This is a genomic window from Streptomyces sp. NPDC048197 (assembly GCF_043202395.1).
Taxonomy (GTDB): Bacteria; Actinomycetota; Actinomycetes; order Streptomycetales; family Streptomycetaceae; genus Streptomyces; species Streptomyces siderophoricus.
Map to the genome: position 1 here is coordinate 134,791 of NZ_JBIDAJ010000017.1, position 20,748 is coordinate 155,538.

A 20,748-nucleotide genomic window follows, 5' to 3' on the forward strand; every position below is an offset into this window, starting at 1 on the left:
ACTGGGCCCGTCGAGCGCTGGGCCCGTCGAGCGACCAGGCCCATCGAGTGACCAGGCCCATCAAGACGGCTGTCTATGCGCGATCCGGTCGTGGCGTGGCGGTGCCGTCCGGGGCCGTTTCCGTTCTGGTGTAGAGGACCTCGCGGCCTTGCTCCGCGGCGCGGATGAGCGCTTCGCTGACGAAGTCGAGGAAGCGGGCGGCGTTTTCGAGGCGGGTGGCGGCCGGGGTGTCGCGGCCGAGGACGACGGCACCCTGCCGCGCGGCCTCGATGAACTCGTCGTTGGCGCGGGCGCTGCGGAGCATCGACTGGTACCAGAGGTCGTCGTCGACCACGTAGCGCTCGCGGCGGCGTTCGCCTGATTCCCGGCGGACAAGCTCCAGGCCCTCGAGGAACGTGATCGCTTTGGAGATGGACGCCGGGCTGACCTGGAGGCGTTGGGCGAGTTCGGCGGCGGTGAGGCTGCCGGTGTCGGTGGTGTAGAGGCAGCCCAGCACCCGGGCCATCATCTTGGGCAGGCCCGAGGTCATGAAGACGGTGGTGAGGCTCTCCTGGTAGTCGCGCACGGCCTCGGCGTCGCGTCCGTAGGGCTGCGGAAGCGCCTGCGCCCCCTGGGGAGCGGCTTGTTTGCGCCGGTGGGTGCGCTGCTGGGTGGCGCGGTGGGCGAGGTCGGCGCGGTATCCGGTCGGGCCGCCGTTGCGCATCACCTCACGCGTGATCGTGGAGGTCGGACGGTCGAGACGGCGGGCGATCTCGGCATAGGCCAGGCCGTCGGCCAGCCCGGTCGCGATCTGCTGGCGCTCGGACTGGGTGAGTCTGCCTCCCGGCATCACGACCCCCTTCATGCCCCGTGGGTGCTCCACGGCGCTGCTCGATGTTCCTCAACGCCTCCACCATAGCGTTCATCTTCAATGCGTTGCAACGGGCGCATATGTCATCGTTGCGTTAAACGAGAGGGCGTTGCAATGATTATTCGCCTCTCACCTGCGTAAACCCTAGCTCTGCGCAAAGATCTCGTTGCGACGAACCGTAAAGCAACGTAGCGTTTCCGTTGTTCCGAAACAGCGAACCGCAGGTACAAGGGAGAGCACGATGCAGAAGTTCGACACCCCCGCCCCGATCGCCGCCGTCCTGGCCGTCCCCGCCGGACGTGTCCAGTTCATCGCCGCCGACCGTGCCGACACCGTGGTCGAGGTCCGGCCCGCGAACGCCTCGAAGGGCCGCGACGTGAAGGCGGCGGAGCAGACCACGGTCGACTACGCCGACGGGGTCCTGCGGATCGAGAACCTGACGAAGAACCAGTACCTCGGCCCCACCGGAGCCATCGAGGTGACGGTCAAGCTGCCCGCCGGTTCCGGCGTCGAGGCCAAGACGGAGAGCGCCGAACTCCGGACCCTCGGCCGCCTCGGCGACGTCGCCTTCGAAGGCGCATACCGTCAGATCAAGATCGACGAGGCTGCGAGCCTTCGTCTCACCGCGGTCGACGGCGACGTCGAGGTCGGCCGGTGCGGCCCCGCGGACATCAGCACCGCGAGGGGCGACATCCGGATCGCCGAGGCCACGGGCGGCAAGGTCGTGCTCCACACGCACTCCGGCGACATCACGGTCGTCGCCGCCGCCGGCGTCTCCGCCGCCCTGGACGCCGGCACCAGCCACGGCCGCGTCAGCAACGCCCTCACGAACGACGGCACCGCCGAACTCGACATCCACGCCACCACCCCGCACGGCGACATCACCGCCCGCAGCCTCTGACCCGCTCCCTCCGAGGAGCACCCGCAACGCCCCCGGCCACCGGGCGAACGCGAACCCGCGAACGCGGCACCCACACCCACACCCACACCCGCACCACAAGGAGCACTCAGCCATGTCCCTCAACCCCACCGGCCGGCACAGCGGTTTCTCCGAAGCAGGGCTGCGCAGGATGCGCGACGTGCTGGCACGGCACGTCGAGTCCGGGAAGATCCCCGGACTCGTCGCCCTGGTCAGCCGGGGCGGTGAGACGCACGTCGAAGCGCTCGGAACGATGCGCCATGACGGTGGCGCAGCGATGCGCCGGGACACGATCTTCCGGATGGCGTCCACGTCCAAGCCGGTCACGATGGCGGCGGCGATGGTCCTGCTCGACGAGTGCCGACTACGGCTGGACGACCTGGTGGAGCCATGGCTTCCGGAACTGGCCGACCGCCGGGTGTTGAAGCGGACCGACGGCCCGCTGGACGACACCGTGCCGGCGCGGCGGCCGATCACCGTGCGGGACCTGCTGACCTCCACGTTCGGGCTCGGCGTGGATCTGACGTCGATGGGCACCCCGATCATGGACGCGATCTTCGAGCGGGGCGTCTTCTCCCAGAGCGCGCAGGAGACGCCCGGGCCGGATGAGTGGATGCGCCGGTTGGGCACGCTTCCGCTGATGCACCAGCCCGGGGAGCGCTGGCAGTACCAGATAAGCCACGATGTGCTCGGCGTGCTGGTGGAGCGGGTCACCGGCCAGTCGTTCGAGGCGTTCCTGCGCGAACGCGTCCTCGACCCGCTGGGCATGACCGACACCGGGTTCCACGTGCCCGCCGGCAAGATCGACCGGCTGCCGACCGCCTACGTCCCCGACCCGCAGACCGGGGAGTTCACCGTGTGGGACGAGGCGGCGGGCGGGCAGTACAGCCGGCCTCCGGCGTTCCAGTCCGGCGGTGGTGGGCTGGTCTCCACCGTCGACGACTACCACGCCTACTTCCGGATGATGCTCAACGGCGGGATGCACGGGAGCGAGCGGATCCTGTCCCGGCCCGCCGTCGAGCTGATGACCACCAACTGCCTCACGCCCGAGCAGACCGCCGCCCGCAGCGCCATGGCCCGTGACAACGTCCACATCTCGTTCGGCCAAGGGCAGCACGGCGGTTGGGGCTTCGGGATGGCGGTACGCACCTACCGCGGCGACTACGCGCCCATCGGCCAGTTCGGCTGGGACGGCGGAACCGGCACCACCACCTACGCCGACCCGCACCACCAGGTCAGCGGAATCCTGCTCACCCAGGTCGGCATGTCCACCCCGGATTCGGCGCGGGTCATCCACGACTTCTGGACCACGGTGTACCAGGCCATCGACGACTGACGCCGCCGGCAACAGCAAAGGGCTCTTCCCCGGACGGGGAAGAGCCCTTGTGTGTGGAGCGCCCGGCAGGCCTTGCACCTGCATTTCCCACCGGTTGGTGGACGTCTTTCCTTGGACCACAGACGCGCGACTCCCGCCCGCGGGCGGAAGCTTCATCATGATCATACCGGATCGGCGGGCCGGCGAAAAACAGTCCCGCCGGGCTGTGGCGCCGGGGACGCCCGCCGGACGCCCACCCGGGCCACCGTCCGGCTGCCGCGGGCCCCCGGGCACAATGGCGGGCATGGCTGCGTACCCCCTGACGGTCGGCTTCGACCTCGACATGACGCTGATCGACTCCCGCCCCGGAATCAAGGCCGCCTACGAGGTGCTGTCCGCCCGGACCGGCACCCATGTCGACGCCGACGCCGCGGTGACCCGGCTCGGGCCGCCGCTGGAGGAGGAGATCCGCCGCTGGTTCCCCGCGGAGCGGGTGGCGGAGATCAGCGCCCAGTACCGCGCGCTGTACCCGGAGTACGCCATCACCACCACCCCCGCGCTGCCCGGCGCCCACGAGGCGATCGCCGCGGTGCAGGCGGCCGGCGGGCGGGCGATCGTGGTGACCGCCAAGTACGAGCCGAACGCCAAGCTCCACCTGGCCCACCTGGGCCTCGAACCGGACGCGGTGATCGGCTCGCTGTGGGCGGAGGCCAAGGCCGAGGCGCTGCGCGACCACGACGCGACGGTCTACGTCGGCGACCACACCGGGGACGTGCGGGGCGCACACACCGCGAAGGCGCTGTCGGTGGCCGTGGCCACCGGGCCCTGCGACGCGGCGGAGCTGCGGGCGGCCGGCGCCGATGTGCTGCTCGCCGACCTGACGGAGTTCCCGGCCTGGCTGGCGCGTTACCTCGCGGAGGGCGCAGGGGGCGCGGACGGTGCGGAGCCCTCGGCGGCCGCCACCGCCTGACGCCGCTGGACCACCGCGGAGCGGATCACTCCGCTCGCGGCGACCAGGAAGCCGGCGCCCATCAGCATGCACAGCCAGTAGAAGCCCCACGGCAGCGGCGTGGTCCCGAGGAACAGCGGCGTCACGGTGGCGAGAGTGGCCAGTGCGCCAACTAGGAACATGATCGCGCCGATTCGGACCAGCAGATCCCCTGCGCGGGGCGTTTCGTCAGACACCTGACCAGGGTAAGTCCGCACCGGAAGCAGAGAGGATCCACCCGGCGGCGTCTTGTCACCGGCCGGGGGACCATTAGCCTTGGTGGTGGCGGGTCCTGCGGCCCGCTGCATTGCTATCCAGACCGTTTTTCTTCCGCGCTTCCGCGGCGGACCAGCCCAAGTTTTTTCCAACGAGTACGAGGACGAGGACAGACGTGCCTACCGGCAAGGTCAAGTGGTTCAACAGTGAGAAGGGCTTCGGCTTTCTCTCCCGCGACGACGGCGGTGACGTCTTCGTGCACTCGTCGGTGCTGCCCGACGGTGTAGCCGCACTCAAGCCCGGCCAGCGCGTCGAATTCGGCGTCGTCGCAGGTCAGCGCGGCGACCAGGCGCTGACGGTGACACTCCTCGACCCCGCGCCCTCGGTGGCCGCCGCCCAGCGCCGCAAGCCCGACGAACTCGCCTCGATCGTCCAGGACCTCACCACGCTCCTGGAGAACGTCACCCAGCAGCTGGAGCGCGGCCGCTACCCCGACAAGGTGCACGGCGCCAAGATCGCCGGCATGCTGCGGGCGGTCGCCGACCAGCTGGACGTCTGACCGCACCGGGCAGCCCGGCCCACCTCACACGAAACGCAAGGCATCCCGGCCGAGGGGCGGCACCAGCCCCTCGGCCGCGGCACGGGTGAGCAGCCCGCGCACCGCGGCATAACCGTCCTCACCGAGGTCGGCGGTGAACTCGTTGACATACAGCCCGATGTGCTGGTCGGCCACCTTCGGGTCCATCTCCTGCGCGTGCTCCAGCACGTACGGCCGGGACGCCTCCGGGTCGTCCCAGGCCATCAGCACCGACGTCCGGATCGCCGCCGCGAGCTCCCGCAACGCCCGCTCGCCCAGCGACCGCTTGGCGATGATCGCGCCGAGCGGGATCGGCAGCCCGGTCGTCTGCTCCCAGTGCTCACCCATGTCCGCCAGGCACACCAGCCCGTAGTCCTGGTACGTGAAACGGGCTTCGTGGATGACCAGTCCGGCGTCGACCTTGCCGTCCCGCACCGCCGGCATGATCTCGTGGAACGGCAGCACCACGATCTCCCCGACCCCGCCCGGCACCTCGGCCGCCGCCCACAGCCGGAACAGCAGGTACGCCGTCGACCGCTCGCTGGGCACCGCCACCGTCTTCCCCGCCAGGTCCGCCGCCGCGCCCTGCCCGCGGGTCAGCACCAACGGCCCGCAGCCGCGCCCCAGCGCCCCGCCGCAGGGCAGCAGCGCGTAGTCGTCGAGCACCCAGGGCAGCACCGCGTACGACACCTTCAGCACGTCGAACTCACCGCGCTCGGCCATGCCGTTGGTGAGGTCGATGTCGGCGAAGGTCACCGCGAGCTCCGGCGCGTCCGGGACCCGGCCGTGCGCCAGCGCGTCGAAGACGAAGGTGTCGTTCGGGCACGGCGAGTAGGCGATGTTCAGCGGCCGGGTCACGGAATCCTCCTGGCGGGACGGTGGGGGCCCGGGGCCGGCCGGGCGGTGGCCACCAGGGCTCCGGGAAGCGTACGGAAGGCGCCGGTCAGCGCGGTCAGCGCGGCGCCGATGCGCCAGGCGGCCCGGTCGCGCGGGCCGACGGCGTTGGAGACGGCCCGGACCTCCAGCACGGGCACCCCGTGCGCGGCGGCCGCCTCGGCGACCCCGAAGCCCTCCATGGCCTCGGCCAGCACCCCCGGGTGACGCCGTGCCAGCTCGGCGGCGCGGTCGGCGCTGCCGGTGACCGTGGAGACCGTGACGACGGTGCCGGTGACCGCGCCGGCCGCCGCCGCGAGGGCCTTCACCAGCGCCGGATCGGGGCGGTGCCGCACCGTTCCGAAGCCCAGGTCGGTGACCGGAACGAAGCCGTCCGGGGTCTCGGCGCCCAGATCGGCCGCGACGATCGCGTCCGCGACCACCACCGCGCCCAGCGGCGCATCAGGCGCCCAGCCGCCACCGATACCGGCCGAGACCACCAGGTCGTACGGCGCTCCGGCGAGCGCCGCGGCGGTCAGCGCGGTGGCCGTCCCGGCGGCCGCGGCGGCCGGTCCGACCCCGGCGGCCAGCACGTCGAACGCCACCGGCCCGCCGTCCGCCCGGCACAGCTCGTGGCCGCCCGGCAGCACGGTCGGCGCGCCGCACTCCGCCGCGGCGCACACCGCGTCGCGCTCGGCGGCCACCGCGGTGACGGCCAGCACCCGCAGCGGCCGCCCGGCGTCGCTCAGCGGGCTCAGTCCTTCTGCTTCAGCGTGAAGTGCCACATCGTGGTGGGGCCGTCGCCCTCGTGGAGCTCGGCGACCTGCAGGGTGACGTCCTTGGTGTACGTCGTCTGACCGGTCTGCGGGTTCTGCTGCATGAACAGCGCGTCCGCGTCGAAGCTGCGGTACGTCTGCTTGCTCGGCTCGCGCATCACGGGCCCGGCACCGATGACGATCCAGCCGGACTTGGCGACGTCCGGGTCCACACCCACGCGCACCTTCTCACCGGGGTGCACGGTGATCGTCTTGCCGCCCTTCTTGGTGATGCAGGCGGCCACGGCCTTCCTGGACAGTTCCTTGCCGTTGCCGTCGCAGCCGGGGGTGGCCTCGGCCGTCACCGTCGACGAACCGACGGTCACGGTCGCGAGCGCGGTCGGCTTCTCGCAGGCGGAGAGGGTCACCAGACCCAGGGACACGGCACCGATGGCGGCAGCGGCGCGGCGGCCCTTGCCCCAGGAGATCAACGCAGCGGTCATACGGGCAGGCTATCTGGCGCCCCGGCCCACGCCACCCCCGGGTGCGGCGTGCCGCGCGGCACGCCCCCAGGGGGTGCCCCCGGGCACGCCGGCCCGATCGGGGAGCCACCCTCTTCCGGTCCGGCCCGCCCGCGCTCAGGCCACCCGCGGTGCCGGCGTACCGCCCCGCCGCGTCGCCTGCAGCAGCCCCCGAACCGACAGCGCCGCACCCACCGTCACCAGGCCCGCGGCCACTGCCATGCCCACCACCCCGACCAGCGGCAGCGCGATCCCGAGCGCGCCGCCCACCACCCACGCCAGCTGCAGCGCCGTCTCCGACCGGGCGAACGCCGAGGTGCGCACCTCCTCCGGCACATCGCGCTGGATCATCGCGTCCAGCGACAGCTTCGCCAGCGCCTGGCACAGCCCCGCGGTCGCCGCCGCCGCGGTGACCACGACCACCGCCAGCACCGGGTAGAACACCGCGGCCAGCACCGTCGCGCACAGCGCGAGCCCCAGCATCGACGCGACGATCGGCTCCGGCCCGCGCGCCCTCAGCCACGCCCCGATCGCCGTGCCCAGCGCATTGCCGGTCCCGGCCGCCACCGCCACCAGCCCCAGCGACGCCGCCGCGCCCAGCCCGTCCAACGGATGCTCGCGCAGCAGGAAGGCCAGGAAGAACGTCAGGAAACCGGACAGCGCCCGCAGCGCGGCGTTCGCCTGCAGACCGTGCAGCACGGACGGCCCGACGGTCCGCAGCCCCGGCTTCGGCACCCGCCCCGCCGCCCCCGCCGCAAGACCGTTCCGGGACGCCAGCCGGGCCCGCCGCTCACCCTTCGCCGAGTCGACCTTGTGCGGCAGCGAGAACGACAGCACCGTGCCCACCGCGAACACCACGAACGCCCCGTACAGCGGGCACGCCGGCCCGAGCAGATGCAGCCCCGCCCCCGCCGGCGCGGCCAGCCCGGTCGCCAGCAGCCCCGCCAGCGTCACCCGCGAATTCGCCTTCACCAGCGAGATCCGCGGCGGCAACAGCCGCGGCACCACCGCACTGCGCACCACGCCGTACGCCTTCGACGACACCAGCACGCCCAGCGCCGCCGGATACAGCTCCAGACCGCCGCTCGCCACCGCCCCCGACATCGTCAGCGCCAGCAGCGCCCGGGCCAGCATCGAACCGGCCATCGCCGCCCGCCGGCCGTGCGGCACCCGGTCCAGCAGCGGCCCGACCACCGGCGCCAGCACCGCGAACGGCGCCATGGTCACCGCCAGATACAGCGCCACCCGGCCGCGCGCCTCCTGGGTCGGCACCGAGAAGAACACCGTCGACGCCAGCGCGACGGTGATCAGCATGTCGCCCGCGGAGTTCACCGCGTGCAGCTCGATCAGCTTGCCCAGCCCCGACTCGCCCGCACCGTGCGCATGGGTGGCCCGCCGCACGCCCTGGGCCGCGCCGGTGAACGGCCGGTGCAGCGCCCGCCCGACCGCCCGCGCGGCCCGCCGCCCCCGGCTGCCGCCGAACCCGCCGCGCGTCGGTGCGCGCGGCTTCCGTACCTTCGACGCCCTCGCGGCAGCCACCTGGCCATAGTGCCCCAACTCGCCCAAGAGGGGGCGGTTCCTCCCGCTTGCCGCGCGGGGCGCACCGGCCCGCCGTCGCCACCTGCTGCCAATTGCCGCTCCCTCCGAGGAGTCGTACACCGTTGAAGGGGTAGCGTGTCTAGCGCGCCACCGGCGGTCGGTTTTGGCCGCGTGTCTCATTGCGATCCGCGATCCCGCAGAATGGGTTGTAAGAGGTGCGCTCGACCAACCGATCGGGCGCGGACGTCGACGCGGTCCCCAGGTCCGCTCCGCCCGCCCCGGCCTCCGGACGGACAAGGACAGCTCCGGCTGGCGCACTCGTGAGACGGCGTGGAAGAGAGAATCGATTCTTGTGAGTGCTGCGATGCGAAGCCGTACCCCTGACCGCCTGTGCGCCGAGGCGGTCGACCTCGCCCGGGCGGCGGCGGAGGAGACCGCACTCCCCGGCATGGTCGGCGAGCACATCGAGGTCGTGGCCGACGGCGACCGCGTCGTCACCCATCTCTTCGCCTGCAACGAACCCGGATACCGCGGCTGGCGCTGGGCCGTGACCGTCGCCCGCGCCTCCCGCGCCAAGGTCGTCACCCTCGACGAGACGGTCCTGCTGCCCGGCCCCGACGCCCTGCTCGCCCCCGAGTGGGTCCCCTGGAGCGAACGCCTCCGCCCCGGCGACATGGGCCCCGGCGACCTGCTCCCCACCGAGGCCGACGACCTCCGCCTGGAGCCCGGCTACACCGGCGAGGACGTCCCGCCGCCGAACTCCCCGGTCGCCGAGGGCATGGCCGCCGACGTCGCCGACTCCGAGGAGGCCGACGTCGTCCCCGGCTCGCCCGCCGTCCAGCCCGCCCCCGCCCGCGGCGGCATCGCCGACGTCGCCGAGGAACTCGGCATGCGCCGCGCCCGGGTGCTGTCCCGCTACGGCCTGCACGCCGCCGCCGACCGCTGGGAAGAGGCCTTCGGCGCCAAGACCCCGATGGCCCAGGCGGCCCCCGCGACCTGCATGACCTGCGGCTTCCTCACCCCGCTCACCGGCTCGCTGCGCCAGGCGTTCGGCGTCTGCGCCAACGAGTTCGCCCCCGCCGACGGCCGCGTGGTCTCCCTCTCCTACGGCTGCGGCGCCCACTCCGAGGCCGCCGTCATGCCCAAGCCGCCGCGGCCGGCGCCGCCGGTGGTCGACGAAACGGTCGTCGAACCGCTGGCCCTGCGGCCGGAGCGGGACGGAGGATCCGTGGAGGAAGCGGGCCCCGCGGAGGAACTGGGCCACAGCTGAGACCGCACGGGCCGGGGCCCGGACGCGCCGGGAGCGCGGCCGGGCCCCGGCCCTCGTCCTGCCCCTCCCGCCGTGGGCGGCCGCGCCGCCGCGGCCGCCGACGTGGGGCGATACCGTCAGGGCAACCGACGGACACAGAGGAGACGAAGACGTGGCAGCTACGTCGTGGGTGCGAGGCGCAGCCGGCGACCCGTTCGGGACGGCCCGTCTGCGGCGCGGTGTGCTGGACGCCTGGGCCGCCTCGCCGGCCCGGTTCCGGGAGGACGCCAACGCCGAGGAGGACCTCGCGCTCGGCGGCTACCGCGACCGCCTCGCCGTCGAGCTGGCGCAGAACGCCGCGGACGCGGCCGCCCGGGCCGGCGTCCCCGGCCGGCTCCGGCTGACCCTGCACCCGGCCGACGGCGACGCCCCCGCCGTCCTCGTCGCCTCCAACACCGGCGCCCCGATCGACGCCACCGGCGTCGAATCGCTCTCCACCCTCCGTGCCTCCGCCAAGCGGGAGGCCGGCGTGGCGGCCGGCGCGGTCGGCCGCTTCGGCGTCGGCTTCGCCGCCGTACTGTCCGTCAGCGACGAACCGGCCCTGGTCGGCCGCACCGGCGGCGTCCGCTGGTCGCTGGCCGAGGCCCGCGCGATGACCGAGGAAGTGGCCGCCCACAGCCCCGGCCTCGGCGGTGAGCTGCGCCGCCGCGAGGGCCACGTACCGCTGCTCCGGCTCCCGCTGCCCGCCGAGGGCACCGCACCCGAGGGCTACGACACCGCCGTCGTCCTGCCGCTGCGCGACGGCGCCGCCCAGGACCTCGCCGAACGGCTGCTCGCCGGCATCGACGACGCGCTGCTGCTCACCCTCCCCGGCCTGGCCGAGGTCATCGTCGAAACCCCCGACGGCGTACGGGAGTTGCGGCAGACCCGGCAGGGCCCGTACCTCGTGGTCGAGGACAGCGAGCGCGGCACCACCCGCTGGCGGGTGGCGTCCGACAGCGGCCGGCTGGACCCCGCACTGCTCGCCGACCGGCCCGTCGAGGAGCGGCTGCGCCCGTTCTGGTCGGTGACCTGGGCGGTACCGGTGGACGCCGACGGCGCCCCGGCGCACCCGCGGACCGCACCGGTCGTGCACGCCCCGACGCCCACCGACGAGCCGCTGGGCCTGCCCGCCCTGCTCATCGCCTCCTTCCCGCTGGAGCCGACCCGCCGCCACGTCGCGCCCGGCCCGCTCGCGGACTTCCTGGTCGCCCGGGCCGCCGCCGCCTACGCGGACCTGCTCGCCGGCTGGCAGCCGGTGACCGTCGGCACCCTCGACCTGGTACCCGGACCGCTGGGCAAGGGCGGCCTCGACGGCGAACTGCGCCACCAGGTGCTCGACCTGCTGCCGCGGGTCCGCTTCCTGCCGAGCGCCGCCGCGCCGAGCGCCGCAGCACCCGGCACCACCGCGTTCGACGCCGTCGAGCAGCCCGGGCCCGCGGGCGGCACACCGCACGACGAGTGGGACGGCGTCGACGGCACCGACGACACCCCGCGCTACGTCCTGCGGCCCACCGAGGCCGAACTGCTGGAGGGCGCGGGCGCCGCGACCGTCGCCGTCCTCGCCGAACTCTTCCCCAGCCTGCTCCCCGCCGGTCTCGAACGCCGCCCGGAACTGCGGTCGTTGGGCGTGACCCGGGTGCCGCTCGGCGAGATGGTCGACCGGCTCGCCGGCGTCGAGCGCCCGCCGGGCTGGTGGTGGCGGCTCTACGACGCGCTGGCCGGCACCGACCCCGACCGCCTCACCGGCCTGCCGGTCCCCCTGGCCGGCACCGCGACCACCGGCCCCGCCGGGGCGCACGGCGCGGTACGCACCACCATCGGCCCCCGCCAGGTCCTGCTGCCGCTGCCCGGCGGCGCCCCGGACGAGGACGACGGCCCCGCCGCCCGGCACCGCACCCTCGCCCGGCTCGGCCTGAAGGTCGCCCACCCCGAGGCCGTCCACCCGCTCCTGGAGAAGCTCGGCGCCACCCCCGCCGCGCCCCGCGCCGTACTGACCACGCCCCAGGTGCGCGCCGCCGTGGCGAACTCCCTCGACGCCGACGAGGACGCCTACGACCTCTTCCCCGACGACGACCCCGGCGGCGCCGGCCCGGGCGGCCCGCTCGGCTCCGAGGAACTCGCCGACACCGTCCTCGCCCTGGTCCGCGACGCCAACCTGGCGCCGGGCGACGAGCCCTGGCTGGGCGCCCTCGCCCTCCCCGACGAGGACGGCGAACTGACCCCGGCCGGCGAACTCGTCCTGCCCGGCAGCGACTTCGAACGGGTCATCCGCGAGGGCGAACTGCCCGCCTGCGACGCCGAGCTGGCGGCCCGCTGGGGCGAACAGCCGCTGACCGCGGTCGGCGTGCTGGCCGGCTTCGCCCTCGTTCGCGCCACCGATGTCGTCCTCGACCCGGACGAGATGGAGCCGCGGGACACCGACTTCGCCGAGCCCGACGACGTCGGCCTGCTCGACGCCGTCGACGTCTGGTGCGAGGACGTCCTCGACACCCTCCCCGACACCCCGGTGCCCCCGGTCGTCACCGAACTGGTCGCCGTCCGCGACCTCGACCTGGTCGACGACGACGCCTGGCCCGAGGTCCTGGCCATGCTCTCCCGGCCGCCGCTGCGCGACGCGCTGACCGCCCCGGTCCGCGTCCTCCTCCCCGACGGCACCACCGAATCCGTCCGCCCCTACACGGCCTGGTGGCTGCGCGGCCACCCGGTCCTGGACGGCCGCCGCCCCGCCGGGCTGCGTTCGGCCGGCGGCGACCCGCTGCTGGCCGGCCTCTACGAATCCGCGGACGCCGGGGACGTCGACGCCCAGGTGCTGCGCGCCCTCGGCGTCCGCACCTCCGCCGCCGCCCTCCTCGACGAACCGGGCGGCGCCGCGGAACTCCTCGCCCGGCTCGCCGACCCGGACCACGCCGTCGGCGCCGCCCAACTCCACGCCCTCTACGGCCTGCTGGCGACCCTCGACCCCGACCAGGTCACCCTCCCCGACTACTTGCGCGCCGTCGTGGACACCGAGGCCCGGGTGGTGGACGCAGCCGACGCGGTCGTCGCCGACGCCCCCGACCTGATGCCGCTCGCGACCGGCCTGCCGCTGCTCCCGGTCGTCCCGTCCCGCGCCGCCGACCTGGCGGAACTCCTCCAGGTGCGCCGCCTGAGCGAGGCGGTCACCGCCGAGGTCCGCTCCGAGGGCGTCCGCCACGAGGTCCCCCCGACGGTCCGCACCCTCCTCGGCCCCACCACCCCGCCCACCTACGACGAACACGAGGAACTCCTCGTCACCGCCGCCCCGGATCCCGCCGGCGGCCCGGCCGCCACCACCGAACTCGACTGGCGCTGGACCCCCGACGGCACCCTCCACGCCGCCACCCTGGAGGGCGTGGCCGCCGGCCTCGCCTGGGCCACCGCCCAGTGGCCCCGCCGCTTCGAGGTCGCCGCCCTCCTGGAGGATCCCGACCGGGGGGACGAACTGGAACGCGCGCGCTGGTTCGACTGACGGCATCCGCCTGACGGCATCCGACCGACGGCACCCGCGGGACGGCACAGCGGCCGGAAGACCTCAACCGGCCGCTGCCTCCAGCCCCTCCGCCAGTACCTCCGCCAGGTGCCGCCCTTGCCGGTCGCCGAGCTGCTGGAGCTGGGTGCGGCAGGAGAAGCCGTCCGCCAGGATCTCCGTGCCGGGGGCGGCCTCGCGTACGGCAGGCAGGAGCTGTTCCTCGGCGCAGGCGACCGACACCTCGTAGTGGCCGCGTTCGTAGCCGAAGTTGCCGGCGAGGCCGCAGCAGCCGCCGGAGAGCGTGCCGGTGAGGCCGGCGCGGGCGCGCAGGCGGCGGTCGGCGGCGTCGCCGAGCACCGCGTGCTGGTGGCAGTGGGTCTGGCCGGCGACCGGGCGGTCCAGGCGCGGCGGCCGCCAGGTGGGGGCGTACTGCTCCAGGGTCTCGGCGAAGGTGCGGACGGCGGCGGCGAGGCGGGCGGCGCGCGGGTCGTCGGGGAGGAGCTCGGGGAGGTCGGTGCGCAGGGCCGCGGCGCAGCTCGGTTCCAGGACGACGAGCGGCCGGCCGGGCCGGAGCAGGGGGGACAGGGTGTCGACGGTGCGGCGCATGACCCGGCGGGCCCGGTCGAGCTGGCCGGTGGAGACGTAGGTCAGGCCGCAGCACAGGGGGCGGTGCCGGCGGACGCGGAGGCCGGGGCGGAGCGGGGCCGTCGGCGGGAGCAGCGGGCGCAGGCCGGCGGCTTCTAGGACCTGGACGGCGGCGCGGCCGACCTGGGGCGCGAGGTGGTCGGTGAAGGTGTCGGGCCAGAGGATGACGGTGGGACCGCCCGAGCCGACGGGTGCGGAGCCCGCCGTCCCCGCCGTCCGCCGCCTGTCCCACCACCACCGGGTGAAGGTCTCCGTGGCCAGTGCCGGCAGCGGGCGCTCCGGGGTGAGGCCGGCCAGGCGGGTGGCCAGGGCGGCGGCGAGGGGGGCGCGGGCCAGGGCGTTGACGGCGGGGGCGACGGGCGCCGCGAGGTGCAGCCACTCGGGCAGGCGGCCGAGGGCGTAGTGGGCGGCGGGGCGCAGCCGGCCCGCGTAGTGGTGGTGGAGGAATTCCGCCTTGTACGTGGCCATGTCGACGCCGACCGGGCAGTCGCTGCGGCAGCCCTTGCAGGAGAGGCAGAGGTCGAGGGCGTCGTGCACCTCCGGGGACCGCCAGCCGTCGGTGATCACCTCGCCGGCGAGCATCTCGTGCAGCAGCCGGGCCCGGCCACGGGTGGAGTGCTGTTCCTCGCCGGTGGCGCGGAACGACGGGCACATGACGTCCGGGGAGCCGGCGGCGCTTGCGGCGTTTCGGCATTTGGCGACGCCCACGCAGCGGCGGACGGCGGCGGTGAAGTCGCCCTCGTCGTGCGGGTAGCCGAAGGCGACCGGCACCGGGTTCCGGGGGAGCGGGGCGAAGCGGAGGTTGTCGTCGAGCCGGGCCGGGCGGACGAGCATGCCGGGGTTGAGGCCGGCGGCCGGGTCCCAGAGGTCCTTGAAGTCCCCGAAGAGACGGACCAGTTCGGGCCCGTACATCTTCGGCAGGAGCTCGGCGCGGGCCTGCCCGTCACCGTGTTCGCCGGACAGCGAGCCACCGTGGGCGACGACGAGCCCGGCCAGGTCCTCGGAGAAGGCGCGGAAACGGCGGATGCCGGGCGCGGTGAGCAGGTCGAAGTCGATACGGATGTGGATGCAGCCGTCGCCGAAATGGCCGTAGGGGGTGCCGCGCAGGCCGTGCTGCGCCAGCAGGGCGCGGAAGTCGCGCAGATAGGGGCCGAGCCGGGCGGGCGGAACGGCGCAGTCCTCCCAGCCGGGCCACGCCTCCGCGCCGTCCGGCATCCGGGTCGCGGTGCCGGACGCGTCCTCGCGGATCCGCCACAGCGTCCGCTGCCCGGCCGGGTCGGTGACGATCGCGTGGTCGGTGCTGCCGTCCGCGGCCGCCGCCCGGGCCAGCGCCTCGGCCCGGGCGGCCGCCTCCGCGGGGCCCGCACCGCCCACTTCCACGAACAGCCAGGCGCCGCCCCGTGGCAGCCCTTCCGCATCGCCCACCAGATCGGCGGCCATCCCCTCGACGGTCAGCGGCCGGTGGACGAGCAGGGTGTGGGCGGCCTCGGCGGCGGCGCTCTCGTCGGGGTAGCCGAGGACGGCGAGCGCCCGGGCCGCGGGGGTCTCCACGAGCCGTACGGTCGCCTCGGTCAGCACGCCGAGGGTGCCCTCGCTGCCGGTGAGGGCGCGGGCCAGGTCGGTGCCCCGTTCCGGCAGCAGCGCGTCGAGGGCGTAACCGGAGATGCGGCGCGGGAGATCGGGGTAGCCGGTGCGCAGGAGCGCCAGTTCGCGGTCGACGAGGGCCTTCACGCCGCCTTGGAGGCGCGGCGGAAGACCGGTGGGGGCACCGGTGGCGTCGGTGCCGCGGCCGGCCCGGACGCCCTCGCCGCCGTAGGTGAGCAGGGCCAGTTCGCGGACGTTGTCGGCCGTGGTGCCCCACGCGACCGAGTGCGAGCCGCAGGCGTTGTTGCCGATCATGCCGCCGAGGGTGCAGCGGCTGTGCGTGGAAGGGTCCGGGCCGAAGGTCAGCCCGTGGGCGCCGGCCGCCGCCCGCAGGTCGTCCAGGACCACACCGGGCTGGACGACGGCGGTGCGCGCCCCGGGGTCCAGGGAAACGATCCGCCGCATGTGGCGGGTGAAGTCCAGGACCACGCCGACACCGGTGGCCTGCCCGGCGATGCTGGTCCCGGCGCCGCGCGGCACCACGGGCACACCGTGCTCCCGGCACACCCGTAGTGCCGCGGCGACGTCATCGGCGTCCCTGGGGGCGACCACCGCCTGCGGCACCCGGCGGTAGTTGGACGCGTCCATCGTCATCAGCGCCCGGTCGGCCGCGGAGAACGAAACCTCCCCCCGCACCGCCGCCGACATCTCCCGCGCCAGGTCCCGCTGCTCCCTCTGCGTACGCTCAGCCATGTCTCCAGCCTGCCCACCGGGGCGGGGTCATGCGACGGCCGGCGGGTGCCGGCGCGTGGCGGCCGCGGCCGGGTGGAAGCGGAACAGGTCACGCGGATCGAGGCGGGACTTGAGGGCGGCGAGCCGGCGGTGCGCGTCGCCGTCGTGGACGCTGCGGGCGACCTCCGCGGCGTCCGGCCGCTCCCCGTGGCGGCCGAAGAGGAAGTTCACGCTCCGGCCGAGCCGCCAGGGCTCGACGGCCGCCAGCGCCTCGGCGTGCAGGGCCCGTACGGTCCCCAGGTCGTCACCCTGGAGCGGCGAGAGGAGACGCAGCGCGTAACGGGCGGCGCGGTGGCCGACGGTGGCGGCGCCGGACCGGGCGGCCAGGGCGCCGCCGAGGTGGTTGAGCTGTACCACGCACATCGCCGGCGCGTCCGGCCCGGTGAGCCGTGCCACCCGGCGCAGCGCGGCCGCGTCCAGGTCGCTGAGCAGCGCATTGTCGCCGTCGTAGGCGTGCGGATCGCTGGGATCACGATGGATGGTGTGCGATGCGGCGTACGGCATTTCGCGCAGGTCGTCGCTGACCCGCGGGCCCACCGCCCGCAGCGGCGCGACCAGTTGCCCGCCCCGCTCCGCGCTGCCCGTGTACGCGATACGGACGTGCGCGAGGTGCCGGCCGCGCAGCTGCTCCGGCAGCTGCGGCAGGTCGGGGTAGGCGATCAGGGCGACGGAGGAGGTCAGCTCGTCCGGAACGGTCCCGGTCCAGCGCAGGTACGCGGCCAGGAGGTCGTCGAGGTGCTCGGCGCCGAAGACCAGCTGGCCGCCGTAGAACCGGGCCACCGGCATCAGCGCGAACTCCATCGCGGTGACCACGCCGAGCCCGTGGCCGCCGCCGAGCAGCGCCCCGAACAGCTCGGGGTCCCCCTCGGCGGTGAGGTGGCGCAGCCGGCCGTCGGCGGTGACCAGGTCGACGGCGCGGACATGGTCGGCGGCGTACCCGTAGGTGCGGGCCAGGACGCCCACCCCGCCTCCGAGGGTGTACGAGATGACGCCGACGCCCGGGGACGAGCCGTTGAGCGGCGCGAGCCCGTGCGGGGTGGCCGCCTCGACGACCTGGCCCCACACGGCGCCGGCCTCGGCCCGCGCGGTGCGGGCCACCGGATCGACCGTGACCCGGGCCATCCGCCCGGTGGTGATCAGCAGCCCGCCGTCGGTGCCGGCGGCCAGGCCGTGCCCGGTGGCCTGGACGGCGACCGGCAGGCCGTGCGCGCCGGCGAACCGCACCGCGGCGACCACGTCGTCGGCGCCCGCCGCCCCGACGACGACGGCCGGCCGGTGCGGATGCGCCAGCTGGAAGCCGGTGCGCTCGGCGTCGTACCCGTCGTCGCCGGGGAGCAGCACGGGGCCGCGCACGGCCCGGGCGAGGGCGGCGGTGTCGAGCGCGGCGGTGTCGAGCATCGTGGGCGCCGGGACGGCGGCCTGCGGGGCGAGGTCGTTGATCTCCATGCCCGCACTCTCGCGGCATAAGTTGACACCGGCCGTCATATATAAATCGGGTGTGAAGTCGGACCGTCTGCTGTCGATCCTGCTGCTGCTCCAGACCCGCGGCCGGGTCCCGGCCAGGGAGCTCGCCCAGCGGCTGGAGGTCTCCCCCCGCACCGTCTACCGCGACGTCGAGGCACTCTCGGCGGCCGGCGTGCCGGTCTACGCCGAACGCGGCCGGCACGGCGGCATCGCCCTGCTGCCCGGCTTCCGCACCGACGTCACCGGGATGACCACCGACGAGGCGCGCGCCCTGTTCGTACTGGCCGCGCAGGGCGCCCACACCGCCCTCGGACTGGACGACGCGCTCGGTTCGGCGCTGCGCAAGGTGATGGCGGCGCTGCCCGCCCCGCACCGGCCGGCCGCGGAACTGACCGGCCGCCGCATCCTCGTCGACCCGGACCGCTGGCTCGGCGGCCCCCGCCCGGCGGCCGACCTGGACGCCCTGCAGACCGCCGTCTTCACCGACCTGCGGCTGCGGATCCGGTACCGCCACAGCGGCGAGACCCGCCTGCGGACGTACACCGTCGACCCGTACGGGCTGGTCGCCAAGGCCGGCACCTGGTACCTCGTCGCCGACCGGCGCGGCCGGCCGCAGCTGTTCCGGGCCGACCGGGTGGCGTCCGCGGCCGTCACCGACGCCCCGGTGCGCCGCCGGCCGGGCGTCGAGCTGGCCGAGGTCTGGCAGCAGCTGCGCCGCCAGGTGGAGGACCGGCCCGCGGACTTCCGGGTGACCGCCCGGATCCGCCGCGACCGGCTGGACCTCGCGGTACGGATCCTGGGCGGCGCACTGACCGGACCGCCCCGTACGGGTGACCCGGACGGATCCGGGAACGGCAAGGGGAGTGGGAAGGGGCACGGCAACGGGGACGGGCCCGGGAACGAGGACCGTAACGGGGACGAGCAGTGGGCCGTCATCGAGCTGGCCTTCCCCGTGCTGCGCGCCGTGCGGCAGCTGCTGCAGTTCGGCGACGCGCTGGAGGTGCTCGATCCACCGGAGGCCCGCCGGGTGCTGGCCGAGGCCGCGGCCGGCATCACCGCGCTGTACGCCGCCGACCCACCGCCCCCGTAGCCCACTGCTGTCCGCGTGACCCCGCCCGTCCGCACCGCATCGCCCCGCCCTGTCCACGGACGACGCGCCGCCATCTCACCGTCTGGACGTGCCGCCGGAGTGCGGACGGTGACGGATTAGGCTTCCTCCGTGGCTGATATCCAGATTCCCGCTGACATCAAGCCCGCCGACGGACGCTTCGGCGCGGGCCCCTCCAAGGTGCGGACGGAGGCGCTGGCCGCCCTGGCCGCCACCGGCAGTTCCCTCCTCGGCACGTCCCACCGCCAGGCACCGGTCAAGAACCTGGTCGGCAAGGTGCGCGACGGCGTACGCGACCTCTTCCAGCTCCCCGAGGGCTACGAGGTCGTCCTCGGCAACGGCGGCTCGACCGCGTTCTGGGACGTCGCGACGCACGGCCTGATCGAGCGCAAGTCCCAGCACCTCTCCTTCGGTGAGTTCTCCTCCAAGTTCGCCAAGGCCGCCAAGCTGGCGCCGTGGCTGGACGAGCCCACCGTCATCTCCGCCGACCCGGGCAGCCACCCGGAGCCGTCGGCCGAGCAGGGCGTGGACGTCTACGGCTTCACCCACAACGAGACCTCCACCGGTGTCGCCGCCCCCATCAAGCGGGTGGCGGGTGCCGACGAGGGCGCCCTGGTCCTGGTCGACGCCACCTCCGGCGCCGGCGGCCTCCCGGTGGACATCGCCGAGACCGACGTCTACTACTTCGCCCCGCAGAAGTCCTTCGCCTCCGACGGCGGCCTGTGGATCGGCGTGTTCTCCCCGGCCGCCATCGAGCGCGCCGAGCGGATCCACGCCTCCGGCCGCCACGTCCCGGAGTTCTTCTCGCTCCCCACGGCGATCGACAACTCCCGCAAGAACCAGACGTACAACACCCCGGCGCTGTCCACCCTCTTCCTGCTCAACGAGCAGCTGGAGTGGATCAACGGCCAGGGCGGCCTGGACTGGGCGGTGCGCCGCACCGCCACCTCCTCGCGCACCCTCTACGGCTGGGCCGAGGACGCCAAGTACGCCACCCCGTTCGTCACCGACCCGGCCAAGCGCTCGCAGGTCATCGGCACGATCGACTTCACCGACGAGGTCGACGCCGCCGCCGTCGCCAAGGTCCTGCGCGCCAACGGCATCGTCGACACCGAGCCCTACCGCAAGCTCGGCCGCAACCAGCTCCGCATCGCGATGTTCCCGGCGATCGAGCCGTCGGACGTCGAGGCCCTGACGGCCTGCATCGACTACGTCATCGGCCGGCTGTAACGGCAGGTTCCGGGCCGCACTTCACGACAGGCCCCGGCGGGCGACCGCCGGGGCCTGTCGCATGGCCGGCGCCGGCCCGGCGCCCCGAGGGCACGACCACCCGAACGGGCCGCCGAAGCACCACCCGTACGGAGGCATCGCGGAGTGACGAAACCGCCCGGATGTGCCGTTATGGGGGCATGACGACTCCCCCGAGCCCCGGCCTCGCCCCCTTCGAGCGGCAAGGGGCGGTCTTGCTGACCACCTACAAGCGGGACGGCACCGGCGTCGGCACCCCCGTCAACCTCGCCGTCGACGGGGACCACGCCTACTTCCGCACGTACGGCAGCGCCGGCAAGGCCAAGCGGATGCGGAACTTCCCGGACGTGGAGATCTGCGCCTGCACCTGGCGCGGCCGCCCCACCGGCCCCACCGTCAACGCCCGGGTGCGCCTGCTGGACCCGCAGACCCGCGAATACCGCCGGGCCGAGCGCTCCCTGACCCGCAAGTACCCGCTCATCCACGGCCTGTTGGTGCCCCTGCTGCACCGGCTGAAGCGGGAGCGGACCCTGCACTACGAACTGCGGCCGGCGCCGGACGGCTCCTCCTAGGACG

17 protein-coding genes and 1 tRNA gene are annotated in these 20,748 nt (G+C 74.5%); 9 read left to right on the plus strand and 9 right to left on the minus strand.

Annotated features, from left to right (window positions below):
- Nucleotides 1-73: 73 nt before the first annotated feature.
- Complete coding sequence (locus ACGF4C_RS22955; RefSeq protein ID WP_393568687.1) at nt 74-829, minus strand: helix-turn-helix domain-containing protein; 756 nt, start codon at nt 827-829, stop codon at nt 74-76.
- Between the two features lie 262 nt (nt 830-1,091).
- Between ACGF4C_RS22955 and ACGF4C_RS22960 the strand changes: the two genes are divergently transcribed.
- Nucleotides 1,092-1,751, plus strand: coding sequence for a DUF4097 family beta strand repeat-containing protein (locus ACGF4C_RS22960; protein ID WP_393568688.1), 660 nt, complete (start codon nt 1,092-1,094; stop codon nt 1,749-1,751).
- A gap of 112 nt (nt 1,752-1,863) precedes the next feature.
- Nucleotides 1,864-3,105 (plus strand): serine hydrolase domain-containing protein, encoded by a 1,242-nt coding sequence (locus ACGF4C_RS22965; RefSeq protein ID WP_393568689.1) that lies wholly within the window; start codon nt 1,864-1,866, stop codon nt 3,103-3,105.
- 54 nt (nt 3,106-3,159) lie between these two features.
- Here the strand turns inward: ACGF4C_RS22965 and ACGF4C_RS22970 are convergent.
- Nucleotides 3,160-3,231, minus strand: a tRNA-Leu gene (locus tag ACGF4C_RS22970).
- A gap of 157 nt (nt 3,232-3,388) precedes the next feature.
- On the opposite strand from ACGF4C_RS22970, the gene ACGF4C_RS22975 reads away from it, so the two are divergent.
- Nucleotides 3,389-4,054, plus strand: coding sequence for a haloacid dehalogenase-like hydrolase (locus ACGF4C_RS22975; RefSeq protein ID WP_310728821.1), 666 nt, complete (start codon nt 3,389-3,391; stop codon nt 4,052-4,054).
- On the opposite strand, the gene ACGF4C_RS22980 is transcribed toward ACGF4C_RS22975, so the two are convergent.
- Complete coding sequence (locus ACGF4C_RS22980) at nt 3,991-4,269, minus strand: hypothetical protein (protein ID WP_030415730.1); 279 nt, start codon at nt 4,267-4,269, stop codon at nt 3,991-3,993. The genes ACGF4C_RS22975 and ACGF4C_RS22980 overlap by 64 nt on opposite strands.
- A 194-nt stretch (nt 4,270-4,463) precedes the next feature.
- On the opposite strand from ACGF4C_RS22980, the gene ACGF4C_RS22985 reads away from it, so the two are divergent.
- Entirely contained in the window at nt 4,464-4,847 is a 384-nt protein-coding gene (locus ACGF4C_RS22985; protein WP_018089689.1) for a cold-shock protein, read from the plus strand.
- A 24-nt stretch (nt 4,848-4,871) separates the two neighbouring features.
- Here ACGF4C_RS22985 and ACGF4C_RS22990 read toward each other — a convergent pair whose 3' ends face one another.
- From ACGF4C_RS22990 to ACGF4C_RS23005, 4 genes are all read right to left on the minus strand, one after another.
- Entirely contained in the window at nt 4,872-5,723 is an 852-nt protein-coding gene (locus ACGF4C_RS22990) for a 1,4-dihydroxy-6-naphthoate synthase (protein ID WP_362147695.1), read from the minus strand.
- Nucleotides 5,720-6,466, minus strand: coding sequence for a futalosine hydrolase (locus ACGF4C_RS22995; protein ID WP_393568721.1), 747 nt, complete (start codon nt 6,464-6,466; stop codon nt 5,720-5,722). The genes ACGF4C_RS22990 and ACGF4C_RS22995 overlap by 4 nt, the downstream gene beginning before the upstream one ends.
- A gap of 26 nt (nt 6,467-6,492) precedes the next feature.
- Nucleotides 6,493-6,996, minus strand: a complete 504-nt coding sequence (locus tag ACGF4C_RS23000) for a hypothetical protein (RefSeq protein ID WP_030415727.1) — start codon at nt 6,994-6,996, stop codon at nt 6,493-6,495.
- 135 nt (nt 6,997-7,131) lie between these two features.
- The gene (locus ACGF4C_RS23005; RefSeq protein WP_393568722.1) at nt 7,132-8,571 is read right to left on the minus strand and encodes an MFS transporter; all 1,440 of its coding nucleotides are present in this window, start codon (nt 8,569-8,571) and stop codon (nt 7,132-7,134) included.
- Between the two features lie 346 nt (nt 8,572-8,917).
- Here ACGF4C_RS23005 and ACGF4C_RS23010 point away from each other — a divergent pair, with 346 nt between their 5' ends.
- A complete protein-coding gene (locus ACGF4C_RS23010) occupies nt 8,918-9,823 on the plus strand; it encodes a DUF3027 domain-containing protein (RefSeq protein WP_393568690.1) in 906 nt (301 codons plus the stop codon).
- Between the two features lie 220 nt (nt 9,824-10,043).
- Nucleotides 10,044-13,331: a sacsin N-terminal ATP-binding-like domain-containing protein gene (locus ACGF4C_RS23015; RefSeq protein ID WP_393568723.1), complete on the plus strand. Its 3,288-nt coding sequence runs from the start codon at nt 10,044-10,046 to the stop codon at nt 13,329-13,331.
- A 63-nt stretch (nt 13,332-13,394) separates the two neighbouring features.
- On the opposite strand, the gene ACGF4C_RS23020 is transcribed toward ACGF4C_RS23015, so the two are convergent.
- Complete coding sequence (locus tag ACGF4C_RS23020; protein WP_393568691.1) at nt 13,395-16,313, minus strand: FAD-binding and (Fe-S)-binding domain-containing protein; 2,919 nt, start codon at nt 16,311-16,313, stop codon at nt 13,395-13,397.
- Between the two features lie 27 nt (nt 16,314-16,340).
- Nucleotides 16,341-17,798, minus strand: a complete 1,458-nt coding sequence (locus ACGF4C_RS23025; protein WP_393568692.1) for an FAD-binding oxidoreductase — start codon at nt 17,796-17,798, stop codon at nt 16,341-16,343.
- Nucleotides 17,799-17,850: 52 nt separating this feature from the next.
- Between ACGF4C_RS23025 and ACGF4C_RS23030 the strand changes: the two genes are divergently transcribed.
- The 3 genes from ACGF4C_RS23030 to ACGF4C_RS23040 all read left to right on the plus strand — a co-directional run bounded on the left by ACGF4C_RS23030 (nt 17,851) and on the right by ACGF4C_RS23040 (nt 20,744).
- Nucleotides 17,851-18,906: a helix-turn-helix transcriptional regulator gene (locus ACGF4C_RS23030; protein WP_393568693.1), complete on the plus strand. Its 1,056-nt coding sequence runs from the start codon at nt 17,851-17,853 to the stop codon at nt 18,904-18,906.
- Nucleotides 18,907-19,035: 129 nt separating this feature from the next.
- Entirely contained in the window at nt 19,036-20,154 is a 1,119-nt protein-coding gene (serC, locus tag ACGF4C_RS23035) for a phosphoserine transaminase (RefSeq protein WP_201806822.1), read from the plus strand.
- Nucleotides 20,155-20,333: 179 nt separating this feature from the next.
- Nucleotides 20,334-20,744 carry a PPOX class F420-dependent oxidoreductase gene (locus ACGF4C_RS23040; RefSeq protein WP_030415718.1) on the plus strand — a complete coding sequence of 137 codons (411 nt, stop codon included), beginning with the start codon at nt 20,334-20,336 and terminating at the stop codon, nt 20,742-20,744.
- Nucleotides 20,745-20,748 lie beyond the last annotated feature (4 nt).